This window comes from Ruminococcus sp. AF17-1AC, assembly GCF_003461385.1.
Classification (GTDB): Bacteria; Bacillota; Clostridia; order Oscillospirales; family Ruminococcaceae; genus Hominimerdicola; species Hominimerdicola aceti.
On record NZ_QTWZ01000007.1, the window covers coordinates 55,880 to 71,084 of the forward strand.

16 protein-coding genes are annotated in these 15,205 nt (G+C 43.4%); 9 read left to right on the forward strand and 7 right to left on the reverse strand.

The window, feature by feature from the left end; translation table 11 throughout:
- Positions 1–293: 293 nt before the first annotated feature.
- Positions 294–971 carry a VTT domain-containing protein gene (locus DWW81_RS06625; RefSeq protein WP_117876498.1) on the forward strand — a complete coding sequence of 226 codons (678 nt, stop codon included), beginning with the start codon at positions 294–296 and terminating at the stop codon, positions 969–971.
- A 46-nt stretch (positions 972–1,017) separates the two neighbouring features.
- Here the strand turns inward: DWW81_RS06625 and DWW81_RS06630 are convergent, their stop codons facing one another.
- From DWW81_RS06630 to DWW81_RS06640, 3 genes are read right to left on the reverse strand one after another with little or no spacing between them, the layout of a single operon-like run.
- Positions 1,018–1,614 (reverse strand): manganese catalase family protein, encoded by a 597-nt coding sequence (locus tag DWW81_RS06630; protein ID WP_041337261.1) that lies wholly within the window; start codon positions 1,612–1,614, stop codon positions 1,018–1,020.
- On the reverse strand, positions 1,614–1,877 hold the full coding sequence (locus DWW81_RS06635; protein ID WP_041337262.1) for a spore coat protein CotJB: 264 nt from the start codon (positions 1,875–1,877) through the stop codon (positions 1,614–1,616). The genes DWW81_RS06630 and DWW81_RS06635 overlap by 1 nt, the downstream gene beginning before the upstream one ends.
- A complete protein-coding gene (locus DWW81_RS06640; RefSeq protein WP_117897079.1) occupies positions 1,861–2,103 on the reverse strand; it encodes a spore coat associated protein CotJA in 243 nt (80 codons plus the stop codon). Before DWW81_RS06640 ends, DWW81_RS06635 begins: the two co-directional genes overlap by 17 nt.
- A gap of 313 nt (positions 2,104–2,416) precedes the next feature.
- Between DWW81_RS06640 and DWW81_RS06645 the strand changes: the two genes are divergently transcribed.
- From DWW81_RS06645 to DWW81_RS06670, 6 genes are all read left to right on the forward strand, one after another.
- Positions 2,417–3,619: an ABC transporter substrate-binding protein gene (locus tag DWW81_RS06645; RefSeq protein ID WP_117897046.1), complete on the forward strand. Its 1,203-nt coding sequence runs from the start codon at positions 2,417–2,419 to the stop codon at positions 3,617–3,619.
- 219 nt (positions 3,620–3,838) lie between these two features.
- A complete protein-coding gene (locus tag DWW81_RS06650; RefSeq protein ID WP_022286764.1) occupies positions 3,839–4,720 on the forward strand; it encodes a branched-chain amino acid ABC transporter permease in 882 nt (293 codons plus the stop codon).
- Positions 4,721–4,863: 143 nt separating this feature from the next.
- Entirely contained in the window at positions 4,864–5,883 is a 1,020-nt protein-coding gene (locus tag DWW81_RS06655) for a branched-chain amino acid ABC transporter permease (protein WP_081856082.1), read from the forward strand.
- A gap of 1 nt (position 5,884) precedes the next feature.
- Positions 5,885–6,643: an ABC transporter ATP-binding protein gene (locus DWW81_RS06660; RefSeq protein ID WP_041337266.1), complete on the forward strand. Its 759-nt coding sequence runs from the start codon at positions 5,885–5,887 to the stop codon at positions 6,641–6,643.
- Positions 6,644–6,656: 13 nt separating this feature from the next.
- Entirely contained in the window at positions 6,657–7,367 is a 711-nt protein-coding gene (locus tag DWW81_RS06665) for an ABC transporter ATP-binding protein (protein WP_022286767.1), read from the forward strand.
- A 12-nt stretch (positions 7,368–7,379) separates the two neighbouring features.
- Positions 7,380–7,991, forward strand: coding sequence for a cytidylate kinase-like family protein (locus DWW81_RS06670; protein WP_117897045.1), 612 nt, complete (start codon positions 7,380–7,382; stop codon positions 7,989–7,991).
- 57 nt (positions 7,992–8,048) lie between these two features.
- On the opposite strand, the gene DWW81_RS06675 is transcribed toward DWW81_RS06670, so the two are convergent.
- Positions 8,049–9,428 carry an NAD(P)/FAD-dependent oxidoreductase gene (locus tag DWW81_RS06675; RefSeq protein ID WP_117897044.1) on the reverse strand — a complete coding sequence of 460 codons (1,380 nt, stop codon included), beginning with the start codon at positions 9,426–9,428 and terminating at the stop codon, positions 8,049–8,051.
- 105 nt (positions 9,429–9,533) lie between these two features.
- Positions 9,534–10,901 carry a magnesium transporter gene (gene mgtE, locus DWW81_RS06680; RefSeq protein WP_117897043.1) on the reverse strand — a complete coding sequence of 456 codons (1,368 nt, stop codon included), beginning with the start codon at positions 10,899–10,901 and terminating at the stop codon, positions 9,534–9,536.
- A 435-nt stretch (positions 10,902–11,336) separates the two neighbouring features.
- On the opposite strand from mgtE, the gene DWW81_RS06685 reads away from it, so the two are divergent.
- Both DWW81_RS06685 and DWW81_RS06690 read left to right on the forward strand, forming a co-directional pair.
- On the forward strand, positions 11,337–12,581 hold the full coding sequence (locus DWW81_RS06685) for an adenosylhomocysteinase (RefSeq protein ID WP_117897042.1): 1,245 nt from the start codon (positions 11,337–11,339) through the stop codon (positions 12,579–12,581).
- A 152-nt stretch (positions 12,582–12,733) separates the two neighbouring features.
- A complete protein-coding gene (locus DWW81_RS06690) occupies positions 12,734–13,180 on the forward strand; it encodes a putative ABC transporter permease (protein ID WP_242989573.1) in 447 nt (148 codons plus the stop codon).
- 186 nt (positions 13,181–13,366) lie between these two features.
- On the opposite strand, the gene DWW81_RS06695 is transcribed toward DWW81_RS06690, so the two are convergent.
- Positions 13,367–14,335 (reverse strand): hypothetical protein, encoded by a 969-nt coding sequence (locus DWW81_RS06695; protein ID WP_117897041.1) that lies wholly within the window; start codon positions 14,333–14,335, stop codon positions 13,367–13,369.
- A gap of 3 nt (positions 14,336–14,338) precedes the next feature.
- On the reverse strand, positions 14,339–15,190 hold the full coding sequence (locus DWW81_RS06700) for a putative RNA methyltransferase (protein WP_242989572.1): 852 nt from the start codon (positions 15,188–15,190) through the stop codon (positions 14,339–14,341).
- Positions 15,191–15,205 lie beyond the last annotated feature (15 nt).

The following is a 15,205-nucleotide window of genomic DNA, read 5'->3' on the forward strand; positions in this document are numbered from 1 at the left end:
TCAATAGCAATATTGTACAAATTTAACCTATTAATCAGATATACATAAATTAAAACAGAAATCGACTTGTTTAAGAACACTTCACGACATAAGACGACATAATTCTACTTATAAAAATTATAGTGATAGTGGGATATTGTGCAAAAATGAGAATGGTTGGTCAATTTGACGAACGATAAAGTATAAATTTGTTTTGACAGCGAAAGTTGTAACACAGTTTTCATTGATTGATAATTAATTGAACATTCAAATATGGTATAATACCCTAAAGAATCGGAGAGGAGCGAGGAGTTATGGATAGGTTTGTGCGAAAATATGGAAGATATGTACCCTTTGCTTTAACTATTATCATAATAATTTGCTGTGCTCTTTTTCTGAAGGACCATGAGTTTTCTGAGATACTCAGTTATTGCCCGGACAATTTGTGGCTTGCCGCATTTGTTATTCTGGGGTTTTATGGATTGAAGTCCTTGTCGGTGGTATTCCCGCTTGCGGCTATTTTTGTGTGCGTGGGTGCAATATATCCGTTCTGGGTGGGCATTTTGTTGAACGTAATAGGACTATCGGTTTGCTTTACTGTTCCTTATCTTGTGGGAAGGATATCGGGTGGCGATATCATGCGTGTTATTGAGATGAAATATCCTAAGGCACGAAAGCTTGTAAATTATGGGCATGACAATAATCTGTTCGCCTCCTACATTTCAAGGGCAGTGGTAGTTGTGCCGGGCGACCTTGTTTCAATGATACACGGCGCACTGCGAATGCCTTACAGACCATATCTTCTTGGCTCAATAATGGGAGTGATGCCTGAAATGCTTGTGCAGACATATATTGGAGCACAGTTGAAGCATTTGACAATAAAATCAGTGCTTGTGATGATAGCACTCATAGCTGCAACGCTGGCTTTTTCGCTGATACTTAATAAAAAGGTCAGCAGGAGCGGCAAGCAGATGGACAAGGAAGATTTTTGATATATGTACAAAAAAGCGGACTGATAACAACAGCCCGCTTTTTTTATTATTTGTCAAAGCTAGGATTGAAAGCGTAGAAATTTTTGCTGTCAAGCATATCCTGAATAAGTCTTAGTCCTTCGCCGAAGCGCTGGTAGTGGACTATCTCACGTTCACGAAGAAACTTGATAGGGTCACGGACATCGGGATCGTCAGCAAGCCTGAGAATGTTGTCATAGGTCAGGCGGGCTTTTTGCTCAGCAGCAAGGTCTTCGTGTATATCAGCAATAGCGTCACCGGTACTTTGGAAGATTTCCGCAGAAAATGGTACACCAGAGGCAGCTATAGGGTAAACGCCTGTAGTGTGGTCAACAAAATAGGTGTCAAAGCCACTGTCTTTTATCTCCTTGAGGGAGAGGTCACGGGTCAGCTGATAGATAATAGTGCCGATCATTTCGATGTGGGCAAGCTCTTCTGTGCCGATATCGTTGAGTATTGCCTGCACTTCACGACAGGGGGCTGAGTAACGCTGATTGAGATAGCGAAGCGCTGCACCAAGTTCGCCGTCAGGGCCACCAAGCTGCGAGATAATGACCTTAGCCAAAGCAGGATTAGGGTTAGCGATCTTAACGGGGTATTGCAGCTTTTTTTCATATTGCCACATTAGTCAACACTCCTTTCCCACGGAAAAGGTGATGTTACCCATTCCCATTTCTTGGACGAATTGTTCTGCGTGATCGTCAATGGTCCGTATTTCTCATTGTATTGAGCAATAAGCTTCTCTTTTTCTGCCTTGTGGCGTGCAAAATATGCCAGACCATCTCTGCAGGTAGGGTGGCTGTCGAGGTAAAGATTAGCCTCTACAAGGGCAAAGCTGCACGCCTGTATCTTTCTAAGAAGCCTCTCCTTTTCACTTAGTATGGGCATTCTTTACAGCCTCCTCTCCTATAAAAGGTTTGTCTATGGACGGGAAGATAGTTCCTCTTGAAAGTCCTACATCTGCCTCATAAGGCTTCTCCCACATCTGAAAAGGCACATATGCCATTGCCAGCGGCGTGTCCTCAGGAAATCTTCCTTTCGGAAAAGGGCAGGCAGGTGTGTTATCCTCTGTGTCGTCAGCAAGTATCCTGCCTAACGACAAACTGTCAAACATATCCAAATAAGTTCACTCCTTATGTTGTCTGAATCTCATATACCACAGGTTTCGTGTGGCTGTTTTATCATATGCAGCTTATAAGTCAGTGGTGTATGTATGCAGGATATTATCAAAAAACTTGCAAATCGTTCATTGAAAATACACGAAATTAATTTTCTGTGAACGCTAATATTTTTTGTAACAATAAACATACTGTAAATAACGCTAAATTTGTAAGATTTAATATTGACAAATCGGGCTTCTGCGTGTTATATTAATACTATTAAAAAAAGCATATGCAGTGACATATGTGATCAGAGGAGAGATTATTATGAAAAATGTCAAGAGAATTCTTGCATTAACAGTTTCGGCTGCCCTTGCAGTTTCTTGCTTTGCAGGTTGCGGAAACGGTGCAAAGAAGAACAGCGATACTATCGTTATCGGCTGCAGCGGTCCGCTCACAGGTGACGCTGCACAGTACGGCGTTGCTGTTAAGAATGCTATCGAGCTTGCTGTCAAGGACGTAAATGACGCAGGCGGAATAAACGGAACAAAGCTCTCATACGTTTTCGAGGACGATGAGGCTGACTCAGGCGATAAGGCTGTAAATGCTTATAACGCACTGAAAGACAATGGTATGCAGGTAATGGTCGGAACAGTAACAACAGGTTCTTGCCTCGCAGTTATTGAAAAGACAAAGCAGGATAACATCTTCCAGCTCACACCTTCTGCATCTGCTCAGGACGTTATCAAGAACGATAACTGTTTCCAGGTTTGCTTTACTGACCCTAACCAGGGTAAAGGTTCTGCCGACTATATCGCAGAAAATAAGCTTGCTACAAAGATAGCAGTAATTTATGACAGCTCTGACGCTTATTCATCAGGTATCTTCAACACATTCAAATCCGAGGCTGAGGCTAAGGGTCTTGATATCGTTACAGAGCAGTCATTCACAAAGGACAGCAAGACTGACTTCTCAGCTCAGATCAGTGCAGCTAAGAACGCAGGCGCAGACCTCGTGTTCCTGCCTATCTACTATCAGCAGGCTTCACTTATCCTTACACAGTGCAAGTCAGCTAACTACAACCCAACATTCTTCGGTTGCGACGGTCTTGACGGACTTCTTTCTATCAAGAACTTTGATACTTCACTTTGCGAGGGCGTAATGCTCCTTACACCATTTGCTGCCGACGCTCAGGATCAGGCAACTCAGGACTTCGTTAAGAAGTATAAGGACGCTTACAAGGGCGAAACACCTAACCAGTTCGCTGCAGACGCTTATGACGGCGTAATGGTACTTGCAGAACTCATGAAGAAGGAAGGCATTACAGCTGATATGTCTGCTTCTGATATCTGCGATAAGCTCAAAAAGGCTATCACTGATAAGGACTTCTCATATGACGGACTTACAGGTACAGGCATGAAGTGGGGCGAAGACGGTGCCGTATCTAAGGACCCTAAGGCTGTTATCATCAAGAATGGTGCTTATTCAGCACTGACAGCTGATGACATTGCCGCTTCTACTGCTCAGTAATAGCTGAAATGAAGTGCGTACAAAAAGTACGCTTAATATGAAAAAACCGGCAATTGCGAAAAATTGTCGGTTTTTTTGATTTATTTCATTAAAATGTGTTGCAAAAACTACGGGGTTATGTTATAATTTATTGTATATTGTGTTTATGACAAGGACAGATGTAATATATGTGATTACATCTTGTGTTTTGTCTATTCCAAAAGGAAGGAATGTTTGTATATGGGTTTTCTTAATAACCTCATCAACGGAATAAGCCTCGGCAGTATATACGCAGTTATAGCTTTGGGCTATACGCTTGTATACGGTATTGCCAAAATGCTTAACTTCGCACACGGCGATGTTATTATGGTAGGCGGATATGTTATATTCACCTGCATGACCACATGGGGACTAAACTCTTGGCTTTCCATAGTTCTTGCAGTTATTGCCTGCACACTTCTCGGTATAGTCATCGAAAAGGTGGCGTATAAGCCGCTCAGACAAGCTACCTCGCTTGCGGTGCTTATCACTGCCATAGGCGTCAGCTACTTTTTGCAGAACACCGCACTGCTTATATTCGGTGAAAAGCCTGTAAACTTTACATCAGTTGTAAACGTGCCGAGCATCAAGCTTTTTGACGGACAGATAGTTATTTCCGGAGAAACATCAGTTGCAATAATCGTATCTATACTCATTGTAGTTGGTCTTTCATTATTCATCAACAAAACCAAGAGCGGACGTGCAATGCTTGCAGTATCTGAGGACAGAGGTGCAGCTCAGCTCATGGGCGTAAACATCAACCGCACTATCTCTCTTACATTCGCTATCGGCTCAGGTCTTGCCGCAATTGCAGGCGCACTGCTTTGCTCAGCTTATCCTACGCTTCAGAACACCACAGGCGCAATGCCTGGTATCAAAGCGTTCGTTGCGGCGGTATTTGGCGGTATCGGCTCAATACCGGGCGCTATGATCGGCGGTATCCTTATCGGTGTTATCGAGATACTTGGACGTGCCTATATCTCACCGCAGCTTGCCGACGCTATCGTTTTTGCTGTTCTTATACTTGTGCTTATCATCAAGCCTACAGGTATCCTCGGCAAGAAGATCAGCGAAAAGGTATAAAAGTCAACTTAAAATTTTCGAGCAGACTTGCTTTGCAGTTCTGTTTTATCTGAAAGGATTGGTTTTTTGTGAAAAAAGAAGGGGCTAGCGCAAAAACAAAGTTTTTTAAGCCGCAGACCAGAAAAAGCTTTATCACATACGCAATGGTAATAGTTGCCTTTGTGGTAATGCAGATACTCAGCAGCGGCGGATATATCTCAAGTATGCTCACAGGACTTCTTGTTCCTCTGTGTGTATACTCTATACTTGCAGTATCCCTTAACCTGACAGTTGGTATACTTGGCGAGCTTAGCTTGGGTCAGGCAGGCTTTATGTGCGTTGGCGCATATACAAGTGCGATATTCTCTATCGTTACTTCTGAAACTATTGAAAATGTGTGGATCAGATTTCCTTTGGCTATACTTATAGGCGGAATAATTGCCGCAGTGTTCGGCATACTTATAGGAATACCTGTTCTCAGACTTAAAGGTGACTATCTCGCTATCGTTACACTTGCGTTCGGTGAGATCATAAAGAACGTTTTTGCAGCACTTTACCTTGGTTATGATTCTAAGGGTGTTCACGTTTCTCTCAAAAGTCTGTCAAACCTTAACCTTGAGCCTGACGGAAAGCTTATACTGAACGGCCCTCAGGGTATAAGCGGCACACCTAACGATTCTACATTCATTATCGGCGCTGTTATGTTGCTTATCACTCTTATCATTGCCTATAACTTTGTATATTCAAGAACGGGAAGAGCAGTAATGGCTATCAGAGATAATGTTATCGCAGCCGAGTCTGTAGGTCTTAATATCACAAAGTATAAGCTTGTTACTTTTGCATTGACTGCATTCCTTGCAGGCTGTGCAGGTGCGCTTTATTCTCATAACTTCTATACGCTCCAGGCTTCTAAGTTCGACTATAACCTGTCTATCCTTATCTTGGTATTCGTTGTTCTGGGCGGTATAGGCAGTATCAGAGGAAGTGTTATCGCAGCTATCGTGCTTGTTCTGCTTCCAGAAATGCTAAGAAGCATAAACAGCTACAGAATGCTTATCTATTCTATCGTTCTTATCGTAATGATGATAATAACCTCAAATGAAAAGACAAAGACTTTTATCAGTGCAAATACTGCTAAGTTCAAGGCTTTGTTCAAGCGTGAAAAAGTAAAGGAGGCTGAGTGATATGGCACTTCTTGAAGTAAAAAATCTCGGCATCTCATTCGGCGGACTCCGTGCAGTTGACGAGTTCAGCATAACAATAGAAAAAGGTCAGCTCTATGGTCTTATTGGGCCGAACGGAGCAGGAAAGACCACTATCTTCAATATGCTCACAGGCGTTTATAAGCCAACAGACGGCACAATCGTTCTTGACGGAAAGAACATTACCGGCAAAAACACTATCGAAATAAACCGTGCAGGCATTGCCCGTACATTCCAGAACATCAGACTTTTTAAGGATATGACGGTGCTTGACAACGTCAAGGTCGCACTTCACAATCATTATAAATACAGCACCTTTACAGGCGTTTTCAGACTGCCTAGATATTTCAAGCTTGAAAAGGCAATGGACGCAAAGGCGCTGGAGCTTCTGAAGGTTTTCGAGCTTGACGATAAGGCGAGTCTGCTTGCTTCCGGACTTCCGTATGGCGATCAGAGAAAGCTTGAGATCGCAAGAGCCCTTGCAACACAGCCGAAGCTGCTGCTTCTTGACGAGCCTGCTGCGGGTATGAATCCAAACGAAACAGCGGAGCTTATGGATACTATCCGCTTTGTAAGAGATAATTTTGATATGACGGTGCTGCTTATCGAGCATGATATGAGCCTTGTTTCAGGTATCTGCGAAAAGCTGTCAGTGCTGAACTTCGGTCAGCTCCTCTGCGAGGGCAAGACAGCGGAAGTGCTTAAAAATCCTGAAGTTATTACCGCATATCTGGGCGAATAAGGGGGTAAGTAAAATGGCAATGTTGGAAATCAATGATCTGCACGTCAATTATGGCATGATAGCCGCTTTGAAAGGTATCTCCTTTGAGGTAAACGAGGGCGAGGTCATTTCCCTTATCGGCGCAAACGGAGCAGGAAAGACCACCACTCTGCACACCCTTACAGGTCTTATCTCTGCAAAATCGGGTTCTATCAAATTTAACGGCGTGGAGCTTACAAAAACTCCTGCCCACAAGATAGTGGAGATGGGTATAGCACACGTTCCTGAGGGAAGAAGAATATTCCAAAACCTCACAGTGCTTGATAACCTTAAGCTTGGAGCATTTACAAGAAAAGACAAGGAGAATATACCGAAGGATATTCAGGATATATACGAGCGTTTCCCTAGACTTGCAGAAAGAAAAAATCAGATAGCAGGTACTCTTTCAGGCGGTGAGCAGCAGATGCTGGCAATGGGCAGGGCGCTTATGTCAAGACCTAAGATAGTTGTAATGGACGAGCCGTCAATGGGTCTGTCACCGATCCTTGTGTCAACCATATTTAAGATAATCGAGGACATAAGAAAGAGCGGCACAACTGTACTGCTTGTTGAGCAGAACGCAAAGAAAGCCCTTGCTATCTCAGACAGAGCTTATGTTCTTGAAACGGGTAAGATAGTTCTGTCAGGCAAGGCGTCTGATCTTATCAATGATGAGTCGGTCAAGAAAGCATATTTAGGTGAATAGGAGTTGAGCTTTATGGCAAGGATCATAACCATTGCAAGGGGCATCGGCAGTGGCGGAAGAACTGTAGGAAAAATGCTGTCAGAGGATATGGGTATAAAATATTATGATAAGGAGCTTATAAAGCTTGCAAGCGACGAAAGCGGTATAAATGAACGCTTTTTCGGGCTTGTTGATGAAAAACTGAAAGGTTCTTTTCTTAGAAAGGGCGGAGTTTACAAGGGTGAGCTTCTTGACCCTGATGATCACGACTTTACTTCTGACAGAAATCTTTTCAATTATCAGGCGAAGATAATAAAGCAGCTTGCAGACAGAGAGCCTGCGGTAATAGTTGGCAGATGTGCTGACTATATCCTCCGTGACAGAAAAGACGTGCTTAAGGTTTTCATATATTCTGATATGGAAACTGCGGTCAAGAATATCGTCGATCTGTATGGTGTTTCTGAAAAAGAGGCTGTCAAGATAATCGAAAAGACAGACAAGGAGAGAAGCGATTATTATCGTCATTACACAGGCAGGGATTGGACAAATGCGAAAAACTACAATCTGTGTCTTGATACCAGCGACATGAGCTATGACAAGTGCGTTGATATCATTAAGGGATATATAAAGCTTCTTGAAGGGTAAGGCATAAAAATAAAGCCGCATTGCTTTTTGGCAGTGCGGCTTTTGTGATATATGAAATCAGTTGAATTTTTCTGAAATAGTCCTTGCGGCAAATACTCCTGATGCAGAAGCCTGCGACAGAGAGTGCGTAACGCCTGAGCCGTCGCCAAGGACGTAAAGACCTTTGACAGCAGTTTCAAGGTTCTCGTCAACGTCAACTCTTGAATTGTAGAACTTGACCTCAACGCCGTAAAGAAGCGTGTCGATATTCGCCATACCCGGAGCTATCTTATCCAGAGCGTATATCATTTCGATAATATCGTCAAGCTGTCGCTTTGGGATAACAAGGCTCAGGTCGCCCGGAGTAGCTTTGAGAGTAGGGTTCAGGAACGTCTGACCAAAGCGGTGTTCATTTGTACGTCTGCCTGCAACCAGATCACCGAAACGCTGAACAAGCACTCCGCCGCCAAGCATATTAGACAGCCTTGCGATAGACTCACCGTATGCGTTTGAGTCCTTGAAAGGCTCAGAGAATGTGTTGGATACCAGCAGAGCGAAGTTTGTGTTCTCAGTTCTCAGCGCAGGGTCAGCATAGCTGTGTCCGTTTACTGTGATGATGCCGTTTGTATTCTCGGTAACTACTTCACCATATGGGTTCATGCAGAATGTTCTTACAAGGTCGCCGTATTTCTTTGTGCGGTAAACTATCTTGCTTTCGTATACCTTGCTTGTGATATGCTCAAAAACAGCCGCAGGTATCTCAACACGAACGCCGATATCAACTCTGTTTGAACGCCTTTTGATACCAAAGTTGTCGCATATCTCAGATATCCATTTTGAACCGCTTCTGCCTGCCGCAACAACAGCGTTTGAGCAGTGATACTCGTCCTTGTCTGTGATAACAGTGAAGTCGTTCTCCTTGCCTGTTATACCCTGAACACTTTCATAAAATTTTATGTCTATCTTGTCCTTGACAAAGTCATAGATGTTCTGGAGTATCTGCATATTTCTGTCAGTGCCAAGGTGTCTTACCTGAGCGTCAAGGAGGTGGAGGTCATATTTCAGAGCCATTGCCTTGATGTCGGAAGAAGTTGTGGAGTAAAGCTTAGCGTCCTGACCGCCCATTTCAAGGTTTATCTTGTCAACATACTGCATAAGCTCGATAGCCTTTTCCTTGCCGGTAAATGTGTAAAGGTCACCGCCGAAATTGTTTGTGATGTTATATTTGCCGTCCGACATTCCGCCTGCACCGCCGAAGCCGTGCATAATGGAGCATACCTTGCAGTGAATGCAGGACTTAACTTTTTTGCCATCTATAGGACACTTACGCTTGCTGACAGGTCCGCCCTGATCAATAATGCAAACTCTTATGTTTTTGTCAAGCTTGACAAATTCGTATGCCATGAATACGCCGGCTGCACCTGCACCGACAACAACTACGTCATAATTCTGAGCCATAACTATTTCCTTTCAAATCAAAATCCAATTTATTTTTATCCATAAAACGGGCGGCCGCACCTTTACAGAAGATAGCCTGAAAGGAGATAACCGCCATATTTTTTTCTATTTTATATCAAATACGATAGTAGCCAATGTGAAGAATATCAGTGTTGAGCAAGTGTCAACGATAGTGGTGATAAGCGGGGCAGCCATGATAGCAGGGTCAAGATGCAGCTTCTTGGCAGCCATTGGGAGCATACAGGCGATGAGCTTTGAAAGCACAACAGTTGCCATGATAGCCATACTTACTGTGAACGCAAGCTTGTAGCAATCCACAGATGTGTCACCGTGATACACCAGAACTATTCTTATAGCATTGACTATAGCGAGGATAACGCTGCAAAGAAGCGCGACTCTGAACTCTTTCCACATGACCTTGAAAAAGTCTTTCATTCTTATCTCACCAAGCGCCATGCCTCTTATAACAAGGGTCGAGGTCTGAGAGCCGCAGTTTCCGCCTGTGCCACTAAGCATTGACAGGAACGATACCAAAACAGGCACAGCCGCAAAAGCAGACTGGTATTTGTTTACTATAGCGCCTGTAAGGGTAGCCGACAGCATAAGTATCAAAAGCCATGCTATTCTGTTTTTCGCATGAGTGAAAACAGATGTCTTGAAATAGGAATCGTCACTTGGCGCAACGGCAGCCATTTTCGAGAAGTCCTCAGTGGTCTCCTCCTCGATAACGTCCATAGCGTCGTCGAATGTGACGATACCGACCATGCGGTTTTCTCTGTCAACAACAGGCAGGGAAATGAAGTCATATTTTGAGAACATGGAAGCAACATACTCTTTATCCTCAAGAGTATCAACGGAAATAACGTTGTCCTCCATTATGTCCTCTATTTTATCGTTATCATCAGCAGTTACGATATCAAGCAGTGAAAGCACGCCCACGAGCTTTCTGCTCTCTGTGACATAAAGTGTATTTACAGTTTCCTTGACCATACCAACGTGTCTTATCCAATCCAAAGCTTCCTTGGCGGTGTAGCTTCTGTGAAGATAAACGTACTCGGTGGTCATAATAGAGCCTGCGCTGTCTTTAGGATATTTGAGTATCTGATTTATCTGCTTTCTCGTTTCTGTGTCAGCAGACTTGATTATCCTTGCAACAACATTTGCAGGCATTTCCTCGATAATATCTACCGTATCATCAAGATAAAGGTCGTCAACGATCTCCTGAAGCTCCCTATCCGTAAAGGCATTGATAAGCATCATTTGTGTATCGCTGTCCATATAAGCGAAAACGTCAGCCGCAACGTCCTTGTTCAAAAGACGGAACAGCAGCGGAAGCTCGTATTTCTCGACCTCGTGATCGTCATAAAACTGCTGCAAAAGAGCAGCCACGTCGGCTTCGTTCATATCCATAAATATTTCACGGATAGCCTTGTAGTTTCTTTTCTTTAACAGCTCCAATACTGTGTTAAACATAATGTTTCCCCCTAACAGCAGCGGCAATAAGCACAACAGTACAAATAATTGTACTTATACCAACTCTGTACAAATATAAGGATCTACCAAAACACAGATCGTCCTATTCAATTAAAATTGATATTTAGATCACAAAAAGGCTGCCACAAACGGGCGAGCCGCTCTGCAATCGAGGGGCGATCGTATTCTGACTGGCGTCGTCCATTTGTACACACTCCTTAAAAATCATGATTTATGCACGTTTTTACTATTCGCACACATAATATTATTATACGCTTACCTTGTTTTTTTGTCAAGAAATTGTTTAATTTAATTTTATGAACGTGCTGTAAATTTGCGAAGTATAATGAATTGCTTTTGACCTCTTGCCAAATGGGGAAAAATAGGGTATAATTATAATATTGATCGAATAATAAACCGAAAGGAATTGATAAAATGAGCGAAATAAGAGATGAAAGTTTGTGGGAAAGCGGTAAAAGAAAGATAGAATGGGTAAGACAGAATATGTCATTACTCAGAAGCGTTGAGGAAGATTTCAAGAGAGATCAGCCTTTTAAGGGGCTGAAAGTTGCACTTTCTATCCACCTTGAAGCTAAAACTGCTTACCTCTGCAAAGTCCTTGCAGCAGGCGGTGCTGAAATGTACATCACAGGAAGCAATCCGCTGTCTACTCAGGACGATGTTGCGGCAGGTCTTGTGCATGACGGCTTGAACGTTTTTGCATGGCATGGTGCAACTGACGAGGAGTATCACAGACATATATCCGAGGTAGTCAAGGTAGGTCCAAACATCATTATCGACGACGGCGGCGACCTTGTAAACCTTATCCACAATGAATACCCTGAGCTGATACCGAACGTTATCGGTGGCTGTGAGGAAACTACTACGGGCATTATCCGTCTTATTGCAATGAACAAGGACGGTCAGCTCAAATTCCCTATGATGCTTGTAAACAATGCAAAGTGCAAGTATCTTTTTGATAACAGATACGGCACAGGTCAGTCTGTATGGGACGGAATAAACAGAACAACTAACCTTATCGTTGCAGGCAAGAACGTTGTTGTTGCAGGCTATGGCTGGTGCGGCAAGGGCGTAGCGATGAGAGCAAAGGGTCTTGGTGCAAGCGTTATCGTCTGCGAAGTTGACCCTATAAAGGCTATGGAAGCTGTTATGGACGGCTTCAAGGTAATGAAAATGGTTGACGCCGCTAAGGTGGGCGACTTCTTTGTTACTGTAACAGGCTGTAAGGACGTTATTACTGAGAAAGCTTTCATGAACATGAAAGATGGTGCTATTCTCTGTAACGCAGGTCACTTTGATTGCGAGGTAGACGTGGCTGGACTTAAAAAGCTGTCTGTTGAAAGCAAGCTTGCAAGAAACAACATCGACGGCTATAAGCTTCCGAACGGTAATTGGTTGTATGTTATCGGCGAGGGCAGACTTGTAAACCTTGCCGCAGGCGACGGTCACCCTGCCGAGATAATGGATATGTCCTTTGCTATCCAAGCCCTTTCCGCGGCTTATCTTGTTAAAAACAAAGACAAGCTTACGGACAAGATAGTTTATGTTCCTGATGAGATAGACAAGGAAGTTGCAAACAGAAAGCTTAAATTCTGGGAGCTTGAGATAGATAAGCTTACAACTGAGCAGGAGAAATATCTTAACAGCTGGCAGGTATAAAATATCATATTAGTACAATAAAACGGACAGCTTGAGTTGTCCGTTTTTTGTATCTTGAAATTGCCATAAATTTATTTTGTCTTCAAGGTTTTAAATCTCTGATTTCTGTACATTTTAATATTAGGGCGATAAAAAAACAGGGCGGTGAGAATGTGGCGGCAAAGATGTATAAGATACTTACGCTTTTTTCAGTGGGCGCAATATGCTACGGCTTCATGGAAATACTTAACAGGGGTTATTCTCATATCACAATGGGGGTGCTTGGGGGAACTTCAATGCTGGTTATCCATATCATGAATGGCGAGCGCAGGCGAGGAGTGAGCCTGCTGTCTGTGCTTGCAGTGTCGGCAGCATTTATCACTGCCATAGAATTTCTTGCAGGGGAGTATCTCAACCGCTATCTCGGAATGGGCATATGGAGCTATGAGGAAGTGCCGCTGAATTTTGACGGACAGATATGCCTGCCATTTGCTTTTGTGTGGTTTGGGTTATCCTATATTGGTGTGCTTGCGGATAATTTTATACGCAGACATATTTTCAAGGAATACCCTGTCATTGTTAAACGAGGAAAAGAAAAAATACCTGCGGCGGTTGGATAAGAGTACGATTATTTGTACTGTTCGGAATGTAAAAATATAATTAACTGGAGACCTCAGGTCGCCCATACGCAAAAATCGTAAATATAGGGGACGGCGACACGCATACATTCGCCCGTCATTCACCAACGCATATAAAAACAAATGGACTGTTTATCCAATGATAAACAGTCCGTATTTTTGTACATATCAATCTTTTGTGTACCACTTTTTCAGCACTTCTTCGCCAAGCTTGCCATAAACTGTGAAGTCACGGTTCTCTTTGGCTTTCTCTATTGGCGGCAGGATAGCTTTCCAGTCCCACCAGAAATAGCCGCAGAACCAATCCAGATCCCAAGTTGCTTCCATTGCAGTGTCGTAGAAATCTGCCTGCTCCTGCTCGTCAAGTGGCTTGTCGAGCCTGTCATGGAAATCCCAAGGATACTGCGTGCAGCCCTCCTCGTTTCGCACGCCTATCTCAGCGAACATTATAGGCTTGTTGAAATGCTTGTGAGCCTTTTCAAGGGAGCCGACAACTTCGTTCCAGCGACTGAGCATATGTTTCTTGCCTCTGTTCACGCCGTCTGTAACAGGGTAGTAGCCTGAGATGCCAATGATATCCACGTCGCTGAGCCAATCGAAACGCTGTTCATCGCCGTGATTGATGTTGTGCATAACGATACCGCTGTAGACCTCTCTCACCTGTGCGATAAGCTTTCTGCATCTGTCGGACTGCTTGTCCATTCCTGCCATTTCACAGCCTGTGCAGAGCATTTCACAGCCGAGCTTTTCTGCAAGCTTTGCATAGTGAAGCATGAAAGCTGTGTATGACTTGAACCACTTGTCCCAATATTCAGGGTTCTCAGGCGGGAAGTCTATCCTTGCACGCCATGAATGGTCAAGGCAGTCCACCATAGGTTTAAGGCAGACTTTAAGTCCCAGTGACTTTGCTTTTTTTATAGCGAAGGCAATGTCCTCGTCAGATTGTGTTCTCTCATAATCACTGAAAACTCTTGTGCTTGCAAAGCTTTCCTGCAATGCGTTTACAGGAATACATATCCAGTTCAAGCCGTTTGAAGCAAGCCTTTCCATTGACTTTTCTGCCGCTTCCGTCTGAAAATCACCTCTTTTGGAGAAAAATCCCCAAGTATATCCTTTGCAGAAAATATCTTTATTCATGTATCAAAAACCTCTCTTTTTCGTAAATGTCCTGATAGAAAAGCCACAGGTAAGCTCAAGCCTGTTCACTTTTTTAAGCTTCTCCACCGCCTCGGCAGATGTTTTGTAGTAATACGGAGTCATTGTAAAAAGATTGAAAATATCCTCCTGACTTTCAAGCACCACAGGATATTCAAAAATCATCTCCTCTGACTCGTCAAAATTATTAAGTCCGTATACATTGGGCTTGTTTTCGTAAGGCTTCTCATAAAGCACTTCTTTAAGCTCAAACAGATGTCTTGGGGACGGAGAAACTACCACAAGCTTTCCGCCGTCTTTCAGCACCCTTGCGTATTCGTCATTTGAAACAGGTGCAAATGTGCATACGATAAGGTCTGCAAATTTGTCTATAAACGGAAGCTGAAATGACGATGCCACTGCAAATTCGCAATTTGTGATATTCCCGCAATGTATCCTCGTCATGCAGTGGGCAACTGCCGCCTTTGATATGTCAATGCCGTAAAACTTCGCCTTTGGCAGTGCCTTGGCATAGTTCACAGTGTAAAAGCCCTCACCACAGCCACTGTCGATAATATAAGGCTGTTTCACATTTTCAAGCAGACCGCCCATTACCTCAGCCGTTTTCTTCGCAAGAGGCAGATAATAGTCACGGTCGAGGAAATCCGTTCTCGCCTTTACCATTTCCGCATTATCCCCTGCGTTCTTAGGGTTTCTGCCCTTTGTGGTAAGCAGATTTACATATCCTTTTCTCGCAATATCAAAGCTGTGACCGTTCTGACAGTGCCATACGTTGTCAAGCTTTCTGAGCCGTTTTTTGCATATCGGACAAACATACATATAAATCACCCTGAACATTATAGCATTTCCCTC

Excerpts from the sequence above, each read along its gene's own strand:
- DWW81_RS06640 (WP_117897079.1), bottom strand. The coding sequence starts at position 2,103 with ATGTTTGACAGTTTGTCGTTAGGCAGGATACTTGCTGACGACACAGAG.
- DWW81_RS06670 (WP_117897045.1), top strand. The coding sequence starts at position 7,380 with ATGGCAAGGATCATAACCATTGCAAGGGGCATCGGCAGTGGCGGAAGA.
- DWW81_RS06695 (WP_117897041.1), bottom strand. The coding sequence starts at position 14,335 with ATGAATAAAGATATTTTCTGCAAAGGATATACTTGGGGATTTTTCTCC.
- DWW81_RS06700 (WP_242989572.1), bottom strand. The coding sequence starts at position 15,190 with ATGTTCAGGGTGATTTATATGTATGTTTGTCCGATATGCAAAAAACGG.
- DWW81_RS06645 (WP_117897046.1), top strand. The coding sequence starts at position 2,417 with ATGAAAAATGTCAAGAGAATTCTTGCATTAACAGTTTCGGCTGCCCTT.
- DWW81_RS06655 (WP_081856082.1), top strand. The coding sequence starts at position 4,864 with ATGGTAATAGTTGCCTTTGTGGTAATGCAGATACTCAGCAGCGGCGGA.
- DWW81_RS06635 (WP_041337262.1), bottom strand. The coding sequence starts at position 1,877 with ATGCCCATACTAAGTGAAAAGGAGAGGCTTCTTAGAAAGATACAGGCG.
- DWW81_RS06685 (WP_117897042.1), top strand. The coding sequence starts at position 11,337 with ATGAGCGAAATAAGAGATGAAAGTTTGTGGGAAAGCGGTAAAAGAAAG.
- DWW81_RS06675 (WP_117897044.1), bottom strand. The coding sequence starts at position 9,428 with ATGGCTCAGAATTATGACGTAGTTGTTGTCGGTGCAGGTGCAGCCGGC.
- DWW81_RS06625 (WP_117876498.1), top strand. The coding sequence starts at position 294 with ATGGATAGGTTTGTGCGAAAATATGGAAGATATGTACCCTTTGCTTTA.
- DWW81_RS06630 (WP_041337261.1), bottom strand. The coding sequence starts at position 1,614 with ATGTGGCAATATGAAAAAAAGCTGCAATACCCCGTTAAGATCGCTAAC.
- DWW81_RS06650 (WP_022286764.1), top strand. The coding sequence starts at position 3,839 with ATGGGTTTTCTTAATAACCTCATCAACGGAATAAGCCTCGGCAGTATA.
- DWW81_RS06665 (WP_022286767.1), top strand. The coding sequence starts at position 6,657 with ATGGCAATGTTGGAAATCAATGATCTGCACGTCAATTATGGCATGATA.
- DWW81_RS06660 (WP_041337266.1), top strand. The coding sequence starts at position 5,885 with ATGGCACTTCTTGAAGTAAAAAATCTCGGCATCTCATTCGGCGGACTC.
- mgtE (WP_117897043.1), bottom strand. The coding sequence starts at position 10,901 with ATGTTTAACACAGTATTGGAGCTGTTAAAGAAAAGAAACTACAAGGCT.